The sequence below is a fragment of the Bdellovibrio bacteriovorus genome (genome assembly GCF_048286975.1).
Classification (GTDB): domain Bacteria; phylum Bdellovibrionota; class Bdellovibrionia; order Bdellovibrionales; family Bdellovibrionaceae; genus Bdellovibrio; species Bdellovibrio bacteriovorus_H.
In genome coordinates, this window is record NZ_JBLVRT010000007.1 from 28,905 (window position 1) to 42,927 (window position 14,023).

Annotated in this window: 12 protein-coding genes; 4 read left to right on the forward strand and 8 right to left on the reverse strand. The window is 50.9% G+C overall.

The window, feature by feature from the left end:
* Positions 1–47 precede the first annotated feature (47 nt).
* The 3 genes from asnS to ACNQKP_RS16515 all read left to right on the forward strand — a co-directional run bounded on the left by asnS (position 48) and on the right by ACNQKP_RS16515 (position 3,368).
* A complete protein-coding gene (asnS, locus tag ACNQKP_RS16505; protein ID WP_011163585.1) occupies positions 48–1,439 on the forward strand; it encodes an asparagine--tRNA ligase in 1,392 nt (463 codons plus the stop codon).
* Between the two features lie 338 nt (positions 1,440–1,777).
* A complete protein-coding gene (locus tag ACNQKP_RS16510) occupies positions 1,778–2,920 on the forward strand; it encodes a hypothetical protein (protein ID WP_417866139.1) in 1,143 nt (380 codons plus the stop codon).
* 13 nt (positions 2,921–2,933) lie between these two features.
* The gene (locus ACNQKP_RS16515) at positions 2,934–3,368 is read left to right on the forward strand and encodes a phosphoenolpyruvate carboxylase (RefSeq protein WP_417866141.1); all 435 of its coding nucleotides are present in this window, start codon (positions 2,934–2,936) and stop codon (positions 3,366–3,368) included.
* 3 nt (positions 3,369–3,371) lie between these two features.
* On the opposite strand, the gene tpiA is transcribed toward ACNQKP_RS16515, so the two are convergent.
* The 7 genes from tpiA to ACNQKP_RS16550 all read right to left on the reverse strand — a co-directional run bounded on the left by tpiA (position 3,372) and on the right by ACNQKP_RS16550 (position 12,075).
* Complete coding sequence (gene tpiA, locus ACNQKP_RS16520) at positions 3,372–4,097, reverse strand: triose-phosphate isomerase (protein WP_417866143.1); 726 nt, start codon at positions 4,095–4,097, stop codon at positions 3,372–3,374.
* Positions 4,098–4,190: 93 nt separating this feature from the next.
* Positions 4,191–5,396 (reverse strand): phosphoglycerate kinase, encoded by a 1,206-nt coding sequence (locus ACNQKP_RS16525; RefSeq protein WP_417866145.1) that lies wholly within the window; start codon positions 5,394–5,396, stop codon positions 4,191–4,193.
* A gap of 3 nt (positions 5,397–5,399) precedes the next feature.
* A complete protein-coding gene (gene gap, locus ACNQKP_RS16530; protein WP_011163580.1) occupies positions 5,400–6,407 on the reverse strand; it encodes a type I glyceraldehyde-3-phosphate dehydrogenase in 1,008 nt (335 codons plus the stop codon).
* A gap of 147 nt (positions 6,408–6,554) precedes the next feature.
* Positions 6,555–7,529 carry a beta-sandwich domain-containing protein gene (locus ACNQKP_RS16535; protein WP_417866147.1) on the reverse strand — a complete coding sequence of 325 codons (975 nt, stop codon included), beginning with the start codon at positions 7,527–7,529 and terminating at the stop codon, positions 6,555–6,557.
* A gap of 105 nt (positions 7,530–7,634) precedes the next feature.
* The gene (locus ACNQKP_RS16540; protein ID WP_417866149.1) at positions 7,635–8,999 is read right to left on the reverse strand and encodes a beta-sandwich domain-containing protein; all 1,365 of its coding nucleotides are present in this window, start codon (positions 8,997–8,999) and stop codon (positions 7,635–7,637) included.
* 54 nt (positions 9,000–9,053) lie between these two features.
* Positions 9,054–10,478, reverse strand: a complete 1,425-nt coding sequence (locus ACNQKP_RS16545) for a beta-sandwich domain-containing protein (RefSeq protein WP_417866151.1) — start codon at positions 10,476–10,478, stop codon at positions 9,054–9,056.
* Positions 10,479–10,620: 142 nt separating this feature from the next.
* Positions 10,621–12,075, reverse strand: coding sequence for a beta-sandwich domain-containing protein (locus ACNQKP_RS16550; RefSeq protein ID WP_417866153.1), 1,455 nt, complete (start codon positions 12,073–12,075; stop codon positions 10,621–10,623).
* A gap of 245 nt (positions 12,076–12,320) precedes the next feature.
* Here ACNQKP_RS16550 and ACNQKP_RS16555 point away from each other — a divergent pair, with 245 nt between their 5' ends.
* Complete coding sequence (locus ACNQKP_RS16555) at positions 12,321–13,253, forward strand: S1 family peptidase (RefSeq protein ID WP_417866155.1); 933 nt, start codon at positions 12,321–12,323, stop codon at positions 13,251–13,253.
* Here ACNQKP_RS16555 and ACNQKP_RS16560 read toward each other — a convergent pair.
* The gene (locus tag ACNQKP_RS16560; protein WP_417866157.1) at positions 13,216–13,986 is read right to left on the reverse strand and encodes a TatD family hydrolase; all 771 of its coding nucleotides are present in this window, start codon (positions 13,984–13,986) and stop codon (positions 13,216–13,218) included. The two genes, ACNQKP_RS16555 and ACNQKP_RS16560, sit on opposite strands and share 38 nt — an antisense overlap.
* Positions 13,987–14,023: the final 37 nt, after the last annotated feature.

Consider the following 14,023-nt stretch of genomic DNA (forward strand, 5'->3'; position numbering starts at 1 on the left):
AGCATGCGAAAGAACGATATTTTAATCGGACTGTTGAAAGGGTCCCTATGAAAACCACACTCGTAAAATCGCTATTCAGAGAAACAGAAAAGCATCTGGACAAAGAAGTCTATCTTTCCGGATGGGTTCGCAAAATCCGCGACCAAAAGAATTTCGGCTTCATCGAACTGAATGACGGCACCTTCTTCAAAGGTGTGCAGGTGGTTTTTGATAATAATCTGGCAAACTTTGCTGACGTTGCCGCTCTTTCCATCTCCAGCTCCGTACTGGTCACGGGCAAAGTTGTGAAATCCCAGGGTGCAGGTCAAAGTTTTGAAGTGATGGCTTCGAAAATCGAGATCGTGCAAAAAGCCGATTTGGAATACCCGCTGCAAAACAAACGTCACAGCATGGAATTCCTGCGCGAGATCGCGCATCTTCGCCCGCGCACCAACACGTTCAGCGCGGTCTTCCGCGTGCGCTCTGTTTTGGCTTATGCGATTCACAAGTTCTTCAACGAACAGAACTTTGTCTATGTGAACACTCCGATCATCACCGGCTCTGACGCCGAGGGTGCGGGCGAGATGTTCCGTGTGACAACTTTGAAACTGGACAAACCTCCGCGCAAAGAAGACGGCAGCATCGATGCCAGCCAGGATTTCTTCGGCAAAGAGACCAACCTGACTGTATCGGGTCAGTTGAACGGTGAAACTTTCTGTGCGGCTTTCCGTAACATCTACACGTTCGGTCCGACTTTCCGTGCGGAAAACTCCAATACCTCCCGCCATGCGGCGGAGTTCTGGATGATCGAACCCGAGATCGCTTTTGCCGATCTGACGGCGAACATGGAACTGGCTGAAGACATGATCAAATACATCATCCGCTACGTGATGGAACAATGTCCGGAAGAAATGGAATTCTTCAACCAGTTTGTCGAAAAGGGCCTGTTCGACAAACTGAACAACGTTCTGAACAACAATTTCGGACGTGTGACCTACACTGAAGCCATCGACATTCTGCTAAAATGCGGCAAAAAATTCGAGTACCCGGTTCAGTGGGGCATCGACATGCAGTCTGAGCACGAACGTTATCTGGCGGAAGAGCATTTCAAAAAGCCGGTGTTTGTGACCGACTATCCGAAAGACATCAAGGCTTTCTATATGAAGCTGAACGAAGACGGCAAAACCGTTCGTGCGATGGACTTGCTGGCTCCGGGCATTGGCGAAATCATCGGCGGATCGCAGCGTGAAGACAATCTGGAGAAACTGGAGTCCCGCATGAAGCAAGTGGGTCTGCATCCGGAAGAGTATTCCTTCTATACGGATCTGCGCCGCTATGGCACCTTCCCGCACGCGGGATACGGCCTGGGCTTTGAACGTATGCTGATGTATGTGACCGGCATGGGTAATATCCGCGATGTGATCCCGTTCCCGCGCACACCGAAGAACGCTTTGTTCTAGTAACTTTCAAAGGGGATCACTCAGATCCCCTTTTTTATTTCCTGTTTCGTATCGGGAAACAGCCCCTGAAAATCTTCTGGACGATTTCATCCACCCTGACAGTGGACCCCTTATCAGACTCACCATACCCACTTTATACGCGGTACAAATATTGAAGCTTTGCTCTGAATATCTTCACACACCATCAGAAAGGTATCTCAGAGTAAGACACCATGAATGCATCTCCAGAACGTACTTTCATTAACAATCTGTGATTTAGACCGGACCTTCGACTTGTTTCCCGGGCCGGGGCTTCACCTTTTGGACAGAAGACCGAAGAGCCCCTAAGGAGTATCAATTTGAATTTATTGAGTCGAGCACTGCGCATCACTGTAGCCCTGATTCTGAGCGGAAGTTCAGCGCTGGCCGATATTCCTCAAGAGCTGCAGGATGTGGTCTTCTCTGGAGACCTGAATGCCCGCTCCTCCGTTGATTTCCGCGGCAAAGCCAAAAACCTGGTGTCCGTGGTTCCCAAAGATTCTGAAGGCACCGTTTTGGAAACCCGCAAACTGAAACGCACCGGTTCTTATGGTGTGAAAGTCCGCATCACCAAAGTGGGCGGCGGTAAAACCAAAACCAAAGAAGGCGATGAAGTCTGGGTTTATTTCTCTCAGAAAGATCCATGGCTGGCCTTTAAAGACAAAGACGGTTCCGAGGTGCAGGATCCTGAAGTGGCGCTGACGTCCCGAGCGATCCGTGATGGTGAAGGTCTGCCGGTGGAAGGAACTGAAGCCCGCCCGACTCTGCCGACCAAAGAAAGTGTCAAAGCCAATCAGATGCCGGAAGTGGATCCGAACCTGGCCAAGAACAAAGATCCTCGTCAAACCGAGGGTGGTTTTATCACGACCTGTAAAGACTGCTCCACGACCAAGCCCAGTGAAACTGCACAACGCAATCTGCAGAACCTGGATGACGTCAGCAAAGAAGTCAGCCGGTCTTCAAGCACGTCGATTCCCAAGAACGCTGCGGCCGGAAAGTGGTCCAATGATCCAATGATCATGGGCTATTCTGAAGGCAAAGAAGTCAAAGACACCATCCGCTATGGGATGAGAAACAAACGCTCCCGTTCTACAAGTTACTGTTACCGCTATGTCAAACGTGCCTTGATGGGTGGTGACATGATTGATCGTTATCCTCCAGGGGGACATGCCCGCGATGCGGTTCGTGACCTGAAAGCCCAGGGCATGATCAATCTGATGGACAATCCGAAGTACCGCGACATGATCAAAAGTCCTGCGGATGTTCCAAAAGGTGCGGTGATCGTCTATCATAATGGCACCAAGGAGTCCGGTGATGTTCAGATCAAAACGGACTGGGGTGACAACGGCGGTTTTGTCAGCGATTTCTATTCGAACAATTCATTCTTAAGTTCCCCGAAAGCGCGTCGTTACGCGAAACAGGGAAAACCATACAGAATGATCGGCGTGATGATCAAACCGTAAGAAGGAGAGCACAATGAGAAAATTAGCACTTATTGCCATCGTTTGTTCCTTCTGCGCAGCCCCGCTACTTGCGGCTGATGCGGTGACTTCTGAAGTGTCAAAACTGCAGGCCTTGAAACTTGAAACCGTCAAAACAGCGGATGAAAACACCAAGCTGACTGAGGCCGACATGAAAGCCCAGGATGAAGTGTTTGAAGCCCTTGAAGGCGCGGTACAATCCGCCGTCAAAAAATCCACACCGGAACTGGATGCCGAGATCCTGCGTGTGACGGTGGAAATGCTGAAAAAAGATCCGACACAGTTTGCAGGCGAAATCGTTCTGCCACTGTATGAGAAAAATAAAAAAAGCTTCCTCGAATCACTGAAGAAGCTTTCCCCGTCTGACGCCAAACTGGTCGAAGACGCTGTCAAATCCGCCGCGCGCCAAAAACGCTACGGCAACGGCTAAATCCTAAACGGAAGCAATCTCGCTGAAGGACTTTGCTTCCAAAGAAGCTCCCCCAACCAGGAAACCATTCACGTGCGGTTGCTTGATCAAACCAGCGGCATTGTCCGGCTTTACGCTGCCACCATAAAGAATTGGTGCCGTTTCAAAACCCAGTGCTTTTAGAATATTGAAAACGTCTGTGTGAGTTTCTGCCACCTGCTCTGGTGTCGCCACTTTCCCCGTCCCGATCGCCCAAACCGGCTCATAGGCAACAACCACTGGCTTGGATTTGTCGGCTTTCGCCAAACCCAGATTCAGCTGAGTTTCCAGAACACGGAAGGTCTTTGCGGATTCGCGTTCTTGCAGGGTTTCACCGATGCACAACATCGGCGTCAGGCCCAAACCTTGAACAAAAGCCACTTTGTCTGCCACCAGCGCATCACCTTCACCAAAGATCGCGCGGCGTTCGCTGTGACCGATCAATACATAGCTGCCCCCCAGATCTTTAACCACCTGAGCCGAGTTTTCGCCGGTGAAAGCACCTTGTGCCTGGAAGTAACAGTTCTGAGCACCAAACTTGATGCTTGTACCTTTCAAAGATTCACTGGCTGCTTCCAAAGAAATCGCCGAAGGGAAAAAGACCACTTCCCCCGTTGCTTTCCCCGCCAGTTCTTTGAACTGACCAAAAAACTCACGCGTTTCTTTTGGAGATTTAAAAAGCTTCCAATTAGCAGCAAAAATCTTTTTCATCGTTTCGGTCCTTAAAAGAAAAAAGGCCCTTCATAACGAAGGACCTTTCAAATTTAGCAAAAATTCTGAGGCGAGCGCACTACGCGCCGGGCCTTAGCGAATTCTGGTGCGTAGGATTTCCAAACCTGGAAGCTTGTCGCCCTGAAGGTATTCCAGAGACGCACCACCACCAGTGGAGATGTGGGTCATTTTCCCAGCAAAGCCGGAAGCTTCCGCTGCCGCGGCAGAGTCACCACCACCCACGATCTTAACGGCGTTGCTTTCAGCAATGGCTGCTGCCACACCGAAGGTGCCTTTTGCAAAAGCCGGATTTTCAAAGATACCCATGGGGCCGTTCCAGAAAATAGTGCCCGCTTCACGCAAAGCCGCAGAGAAGTTCTTGATGGATTTAGGACCGATGTCCACACCCAGTTCGTCTTCTGCGATCGCCACATCATTGGTCACATGCGCGTGCGCAGTGTCGGTGATGCCTTTGGTCGCCACGTGATCCACCGGCAACAAAATGGTTTTGTTGCGGGCTTCGATACGCTCGATCATTTCTTTGGCGTATTTCAGTTTGTCATTTTCAACCAAAGATTTACCGACTGGCAGGCCCTGAGCTTTCAGGAAAGTGTACGCCATCGCGCCACCCACGATGAAACCGTCAACAACGTCCATCAGGCGTTCAATAACCGCGATCTTGTCAGAAACCTTCGCGCCACCCATCACCGCGATGTACGGGCGTTTTGGGTTTTGCAGCAGGGAATCCAGCATCGTGATTTCTTTTTCAATCAGGAAGCCGATACCTTTGTCCTTCATCACTGAAGGCAAAGCATGAATGGTCGCGTGAGCGCGGTGAGAAGCACCGAATGCGTCGTTGATGTAAACGTCGCAGTAGTTGGCGATCTTTTGCGCGAACTCAACAGAGTCCTTCGTCTCCCCTTCTTCAAAACGCACGTTTTCAAGAAGGATCAACTGATTTGGTTTCAGAGAAGGCAAAAGGTGCTTTGGAGCGTCAGAATCCGGTTCTTCCACCAGAATCACTTCGGCATTCAAAAGGTCCTGCAGACGTTTTGCCACTGGCTCCAAAGAAAACTCGGTGTCGTCTTTGGATTTAGGACGGCCCAGGTGAGAAGCCATTACCAGCTTTGCTCCCTGTTCCATGCAATACTTGATTGTCGGCAAAGATGCCGTAATGCGATTTTCATCCGTGATCTTGCCGTTCTCCATTGGAACGTTCAAATCCAAGCGCAGGAAAACAACTTTTCCTGCCAACTCGAAATCACGAACTGTCTTGATGCCTTTAAGACCGTTAGCCATGAATTAAAGACCTTTCTTCTGCATGTGCAGGGCCACGTCCACCATACGGTTGGAGAAGCCAGTTTCATTGTCGTACCAGGAAAGAACTTTCACCATGCGAGGGCCCACAACCATGGTTGTAGCCAGATCGACGATGGAAGAATGTTTGTTGCCGTTGAAGTCAACGCTGACCAGTTCATTGTGTTCCACTGCCAGGACACCTTTCATCGCGCCTTCAGAAGCTTTGATCAAAGCTTCGTTCACGGATTCACGGGTTACGTCTTTTTTTGCAGTGAATGTGAAATCCACCAAAGAAACGTTCGGAGTCGGAACACGCACGGAGATACCGTCGATCAGACCTTTCAGCTCTGGCAACACCAGGCCGACGTTTTTCGCAGCACCCGTTGTTGTCGGGATCATGCTGACAGCCGCAGCACGGGCACGGCGCAAATCGCTGTGAGGAGCGTCCAGGATCTTTTGGTCATTCGTGTAAGAATGAACTGTCATCATCGTACCGTGTTCGATACCGAAGGTGTCGTTCAGAACTTTCGCCAAAGGCGCAAGGCAGTTTGTCGTGCAGGACGCGTTGGAAACAACAACGTGCTTGGATGGATCGTAAGATTCGTGGTTGATACCGTACACCATTGTGATGTCAGCACCTTTTTCAGCAGGGCCGGAAACCAAAACGCGTTTTGCACCCGCAGAGATGTGCTGCATGAAATCTTCACGTTTTTTGAATGCGCCAGTGCACTCTAGAACAAGGTCCACGCCCAGGTCCTTCCAAGGAACTTCGGCTGGATTGCGAGTTTTGGAAACGGCGATTTTTTTACCGTTAACGATCAGGTTGTGACCTTCGGTGGAAACATCAGCGTTGAACACGCCGTGGGCAGAGTCGTATTTCAGCAAGTGAGCATCACCTTCGATGCTGTCCAGGGAATTGATTCCGACGATATCGAATTTTTCAAAACCCGCGCGGAAAAGAACACGACCAATACGACCAAAACCGTTGATACCAACACGCAACTTAGACATGAGTGAGCTCCTTGTTTTAAACCCACTCAATATCGGCTTTTGGAGACTAAAAAGCCAGTCTAGACACTGTTAGTCATAGACTGGCTTTTAGTGAAAATTACTTAAAATTTCCGCTCTCAGCGCCACCGAGGGCAGCACTGATGTTTTTTAGTAACGGCTGACAGTCAAGGAAGGGCGGTCTTCGCTGGAAATCGCCTTCACAAGTACGTCGGCAACGCCACCCATGGACTCAGCACGGATGTCGATCACCTGAACGCGCTCACGCAGGTTCAGGTTCTCGGAAATCGCCGTATCACCCGCGTAAACTGTACCCGTGTTGGTCAGCTCACGAACCTGGATGCGACGGTTGGATTCTGTATACACAGTCGTGTCGTGAATTTTAACACCTGCAGCCAAGCCACGGATCTCGATGCGATCCAAAGCGATTGGGTAGCGCAGGGTCACACGGAACCACTCACCACCCGTGCGGCGGGTGATCTGGCTGATCTGAGCTGTTCCTTCATAACCGTGACCATACTGACCGCCTGGAGCTGGAGGAGGAGTTGGGCGAGTCGGAGCCGGAGTAGGACGGATTGGTTCGTTATTATGACGACCACCGCCACCACCGTTGCCACGGCCGTTGAAGCGAACTTCAGTTTCTTTTACTTCATACCAGGAACCATCACGGCGAGAGCACGCATATCCGCGGGTTTCTTCGGTACGGTCACGCATATAGATGATAGAGGTGTATTCACGGCAGTATTCGCCCGTGCGGTTGTTGTAACCTTCACGAGTGGAAGTGAAGCTGCCACGTGCACCCGTGCGCGAACCATAATGACGACCATCCCAGTCGCGGCGGCTGCCAATGTTGTCCTGCAAAGAGCGTCTTTGTGCTTCTGCCAGAGCCTGACGATCAGCTTCATCCAAGTCCTTGCCGACTTTAGAGCCAATCAATGTTCCAGCTACAGCTCCGATAATGATAGCTGCTTTGTTGCCGTTCCCTTTACCAATTTGCGTACCGATACCGCCGCCGATGATACCACCAATGATACCGCCGATGACTTCCTTGTTCGCAAACGCAGGGCTTGTATATTGTACAAGGGAAGCGACAATTACTGATCCTAGAACGAGGTTCTTTTTCATAAAGTCTCCTTAAAAGACTGATTAGTGAATCCGTTGACCCTATATCCAAACTTTGTGCCAAGAAAACCAGTGTCAAAAGGGAACCGAAATTCCCTTAAAACCATTTTAACGAGCCGCGATCTCTTTCATCGCAGCAAAGTGGTTGTAAAGAAGTGAATTGTACGAGTACGCATTCTTGCGACCGTCAAAGTGCTTCACCAGATCAAAGCGCTGCAGGCTGCTCATGTGAGGCACCAGACGGCGCAGATTTCCTTGAGACAACTCAACACCTTTGCGGATGATGGCGGCGTAAGAATTATACCCTACAGAATTGTATGAATAGGAATTCATCTTTCTGTGGTTTTCATCCAGCTCTTCATCGATCTTAACAAAGGTCTTGTCCAAGCGACGAACTTCCTGCTCATAGAAGTTCGGGGCCGCAGCATAAACCTGCTGAGCCATCTTGCTGTAGGCGTTATATGGAACCGAATTGTAGGAATAGGTGTTCATTTTCCCTACATACTCATCCCCGCGAGCCAGCAACTGAGCTGTGGTTCTGATGTCACAATCCAACGCCAGATTAAGACCGTTTTCCATCGCGCTGAAGATCGCTCTTCCCACCTCAGAGTATGCGTTGTACTGAGTGGAGTTGTACGACTGCTGATTCATTTTCTGGAAGTAAAGGGCGCCCAAAACCTCCAGTTTTTCCATCTTGGTTTCTTTGGCTTCATTGCTTTTTGCGATCTGAACCATTCTGGCCGCTGTTGCTTTCAGCTCACGGTCGGCCATGTTGTATTCCACGGAATTGTAGCTGGCTGCATTCTTTCGGCGCGACCAAGCATCCATTTCGACATCCTGTTGCTCCAGACTGCGAGTCACATCGGCACGACGAACGCACGCATAGTTGCCACCACCATGACCACCATTATTGCCACCGCCATTGTGCCCACCGTTGTGACCGCCATTGCCGTTGCCACCCGGTTGTTGCGGCACATTCCCCAGAACCAGTTGCGGACGGCTGTCCGTGGACAGAGCCGTGACACGAATATCGGCATAACCACCATAGGATTCAGCCAGAATATCGATAGCCAAGATGCGGGAACGCAGGTTCAGATTTTCAGAGACCGCGCGGGAACCCACACCGAACACCGCTGTGTTGCGGAATTCACGGATGGAAACACGCTGGCCGTCTTCAGTGATCACACTGGCATCGTGAATTTTCAAACGCATTGCCAACGCCGCCACTTCAATGCGTTCCAAGGAAACCGCACGACGCAGACTGATGCGATACCACTCCCCGCCTGAACGACGGGTCACACCCTGAATCTCAAGAGTGCCTTCCTGAAGATACTGACCCGGAGGAGGTGGTGGCATCGGCGGAGCCTCGGGATAACGACCCGGGCGGTTGTCATTGTGTTGTGCCATCGCAGGGTGTGCCGCCTGCAGTACTGCTGCAGCAGCCAACATTCCAAGGATCAGTTTCTTTTTCATAACAATCTCCGAAATTGCAAATATTGATATTACTGGTTTTAAATTAAAATCTTCTTATTTGGACAGACGAGAAACATCTGTGTAGCTCGCGTCACTGTAACCGTCGTATTTCACCAGGGCATAACCGTTGGTGTAAACCGAACGAACCGTGCCGGCGTACTGGCCGTTCAGGATCACCCGGTTGCCAGTGCAGATGTTTTTATGACAATCCGCCTGACGTCCCAAACGATCCACTTTGATGAAGCTCAGGTCACTGTAACCATCAAACTTGATAGAGGCCGTGCCATCAGCAAACACCTCGCGCACGGTTCCGACATAGTAGCCGGAACCGTTATTGAACAGCACGCGAGTGCCGCCGCTGTAACCCTTCACAGAAGACACCACTTTCACCAGACGCGAAGTCTTGATGAAGCTGTATTCACTGTAACCTTCAAATTTGATTTTGGCGGTGCCATCAGCATAAATTTCAGTGACACGGCCCAGATAATTTCCGCTGCCATTATTGAAGATGATTCTTTCACCCACACACACAGAGCCTGCACACTGCGCGGACTTAGTCAGCTTTTGTGCTTTAATGAAAGATGGCTCGCTGTAGCCTGGGAACTTCACCTGACGAACACCGTTGGCAAACACCATGCTGATCATGCCAACATACTGATTTCCATTGTCGAACAGAACGCGGTCACCGACACACTGGGTGGCCTGGCAGTTCACCGAGCGTGCAAGGTCCTTCAAATCCAAAATGGAATCCTGGCTGTACCCCGGGAAGCTCACGCGGGCTTTGCCGGACATGAAGATCTCTTTCACCGTGCCGACATAGCTGCTGCCATTATCAAAAAGAACTTTATCGCCCACACGAACAGTCGCGGATTCTTCAGTACGGCCCGGAGCCGGAGGAGCTGTCGGCGTCACCGGTTGTGCGACTGCCGGCCCCTGCGCCGTCATACGTGGCACACCCAGATCAGAAACCGCTTTCACGCTCAATTCGCTGATACCACCATAGGACTCAGCGCGGATTTCGATAGCCGCCACCTTTTGATTCAAATTCAGATTGCCGGAAGACGCCGTGGTGTTGATTTCCAAAACAGCGGCGTTACGGTACTCGCGAACATCCGAGCGCTGACCATTTGCCAGAATCAAAGTCACTTCGTGAATTTTCACGCGGGCATTACGGCCTTTGATTTCCATATTTTGCAAAGTCAAAGCCTCTGCCAGAGTGATCCTGCGGATCTCACCGTCTTTCTTACGGGAAATCTCGCGCACCTGAACCTCGCCCGTGTACTGGCGCTGCACCGTGGACGTGGCAGTTGAAGACGTCGTCGTGGTCGTTGTATCTGCCCCTTGCTCTTGTGGTGGCTGCGGGAATTCCATGCCGCCGCCGACATCATCAAAGCCCGGCAGGTCCGAGATAATATCTGCATGAGCATTTTGCATCATGGAAAGTGTCGCAAGCACAGTGGCAATCAACCGACGTTTCATAAAGACTCCATACTGTTTTGGTTCCGCAGGCAGTAATCCAAGGTTCGTGCCGCCTGCGGGAGGTCTCAAACACAGATAAATTTGTTTTAAAGCTGGTCAACTGTCTCATTGTTGGACAGTGGGCGCCCAAGGGCGCTTTCCACTATCTGGCGCGGGACAAGACCGTATGAGGACGCAGATACACCTTACCGTCGTCGTCATCTCGAACCGAGATCAAGCCGCCGGCATAAGCTCCTTCTACACGGCCCGCATAATAGCGGCCATTGCTCAGAGTGGACAGAACACGATCGCCGCGACAGAACCCGTTGGCACATTTGATCTCTTTAAATACAACATCGTGCTGACGAGCATAGGATTTACCATCGTCGTCATCGCGCACATAGATCAGGCCATTTGAATAAACACCCGTCACGGAACCGAAGTAGTACTTGTCACCGGACTTCGACATCACACGGTCTTTAATGCAAAGACCTGAACTGTGGCATTGTACGGGCTTAAATACGACCTCTTTTGTACGGGAGTAAACCTTGCCATCGTCATCGTCACGAACAGCGATCATGCCGTTACTGTAGATGGAATCGATAACACCACTATAGTATTTCGTGCCATCACCCGACCGGGAAAGAACACGGTCTTTCACACACAGAGAATCCAGGCAGTTCAAGCGGCGATGAATGACCTTGATGTCACGGAAATAGTCTTTGGAATCATCCGCATCACGCATTTTCACCATGTTATTGGAATAGATCGCAATGATCTTACCCAGATAGGCCTTGGATTGAGAGCCCACCGGGTAAGCCATGACATCTGCACCTTCGCACATGCCATTGGCAGCGCAGGAAATACGCTTACCCACAGAGGAAATATCACGAACGTAAGTTTTTCCGTCGTCTTCGTCACGAACCAGGACCTTGCCATTGCCATAAACCTCGACAACACGTCCGTCATAGTATTTACCTTGAGAAGAAACAGAAACCACCACATCACCGGGGCTCAAACGAGTGTCCACGGGACGGCTTGGCTGGGTTGGCTGAGTCGGACGATTCGGCTGTGAAGGCGGGGCCACAATCACCGGACGCTGCACAGACATGCGGGGAACGGCTCTATCCCCCACGGCTTTCAAAGAAATCGTCGCGGCATGGGAGTAAGACTCCATACGCAGTTCAATAGTGCGAATGTCGTCATTGATATTCAGATTCTCAGAAGTCAACTGAGTGCCAGATTCCAGGACATTGCTGTTATGGAATTCACGGATCATATAGCGCTGACCACTCACGGTCATCACAGTGGCTTCGTGGATTTTCAGACGGCTGGATTGAACCTTCAGCTCCAGATACTTAAGGTTCGTAGGCTGCACCAGATTGAAGCGATAGGCTTCACCTCCGGACTTGCGGCTGATCTGATCAAGGTTCGCCACATCCGTATATTCACGGGTCACACCCTCATTGGGCATCGGCGGAGGAGGCGGACGGAACGTCTGCCCCTGAGAGCCACCGTCCTCAAAGCCCGGAAGATCAGAGATAATCTCAGCGTGAGCTGAGGCCTGAATCAAAGTCACAGCGGCAAGCAAACCCGCCACCCATTGTGTGTTCTTCATAAAGACGCTCCTGTTTTAATAGACAGTGCGGATTATTCCAAAGTTCGTGCCTCCACAATGGTTCCTAAATAAGCTCTAATTTTGAGCTGGGCATTTTTTACTGACTCAAAATTAGACAGCAGGTCCTTTTTCGGCGGCGCTCCCAAGTCCTCATGGGAACTGTGTTTTTGCAGCTTTCAGAAAGAAAACGGGTGACCCCGCAAAGGGTGCGATAGCAATTGATGATCACATCAAGGAGTCACCCCATGAATGCATTTAAAAGCCCCTCCCCGGCCTTAAAAACCTTGGTTGCTGCTTTAGCGGCGACCCTCGCCCTGACTGCCTGCAGCCCCCGGTCATTCGGACCCCCAGCGGAAGAGCCTGCAGACACGTCCCAAACCGGTATTATTAATGGAGACCCGATTCGGGAACGTGGAACTCAGGCCGCCCGCAGCGTGGTTCTAATTGAAATGGTCAACAGACATAATCAGGTTCTGGCATTTTGCACCGGCACCCTGATCGCGCCGCAGACGGTGCTTTCCGCCGGTCATTGTTTCGACGACAGCATCAAAGGAATGACGGGATTCAATATCGTGTTCACGAACAATTATGAAATCTTCGGCCGCAAGATGCTGGTGCGTGAAACCACTCGCCGAGGGCTGGCGCATAAACACCACCCGAAATTTAATTCCACCAAACTGTATGATCATGACATCGCCATTGCGACCTTTGATGGTGGCATTCCCGAAGGCTATTCCACCGTCAGTATCGACACCGATGCCAAAGGAAATTACTCAGGGCGCAGTGTTTATGTGTATGGCTTTGGGCGCTCCAAGGACTACACCGGCAAACCCAATGAAGACCTTTTTGCCTATTTAGGTCAGCTTCACCGCGGAGTCATGCAGATCGATTCCCAGTTCAACCGCTACGGCGACCGCTACTGGCTGAACTCAAAAGTTCCGGTGTTCATCTGTCAGGGGGATTCCGGTGGGCCGCAGTTTTCACATGAAAATGGCGTGCTGAAAGTAATTGGAGTTAATTCCGCCGTCTATGGCAAACGCCTGCCAAACGGACAGGTCAGCTGTGCTGGCATTGCCCAGGCCACAAAGGTTGCACCCTTTGCCCCGTGGATCAAAACCACGCGAGCTCAGCTGCTGCAAACTACCACTGAATTTTCGGGAACATTTTCAGAGCATTGATACGCGTCTGTTCACATAACTGTTCAAGGCTGATCCCTTTAAGGTCAGCCACGAACTTCGCCGTGTGAATAACGTAAGCCGGAGTATTCTTGCGTCCACGCATCGGGATCGGCGCCAGGAACGGCGAATCCGTTTCCACATGGATACGATCCAGTGGCAGCATCTTCACTGTCTCGCGCAAAGAATCGGCACTTTTGAAAGTCACCACACCACTGATAGAGATATTGAAACCCACGTCCAGCGCCTGACGAGCCAGCCATTCTGTGCCGGTAAAGCAATGGATCAATCCATTCACTTCGCCTTTGAATTCTTTTAAAATCTCGATGGTGTCTTCTTCCGCATCGCGGGTGTGAATCTCGACCGGCATTTTGGTTCTGCGGGCGATTTCAAGCTGCGCGCGGAAGGCTTCCTTCTGAAGTTCACGCGGGGAATTGTCGTAATAATAATCCAGACCGATTTCACCGACAGCCACCACACAAGGTTCACTGACATGGTCTTCGATAAATTTACCGGCAGCTTCCGTGTAAGTGCCACCGTCATGAGGGTGCACACCCAAAGTGCAGTACACTTCCGGATAGTATTTGCGGGCGATGTCCAGCACGATCGGATGATCTTCCGGCTGGGTGCCGATGGTGATGATCTTCTTCACGCCCACGGCTTTCGCATTGTTGATTGCGGCTTCAACACCCTCTTCGAGCATATTCAAATGTGCGTGAATATCGATCCATTCCATAGGGCAAGTATAACAGCCGTCACGGAAGGTGACAATG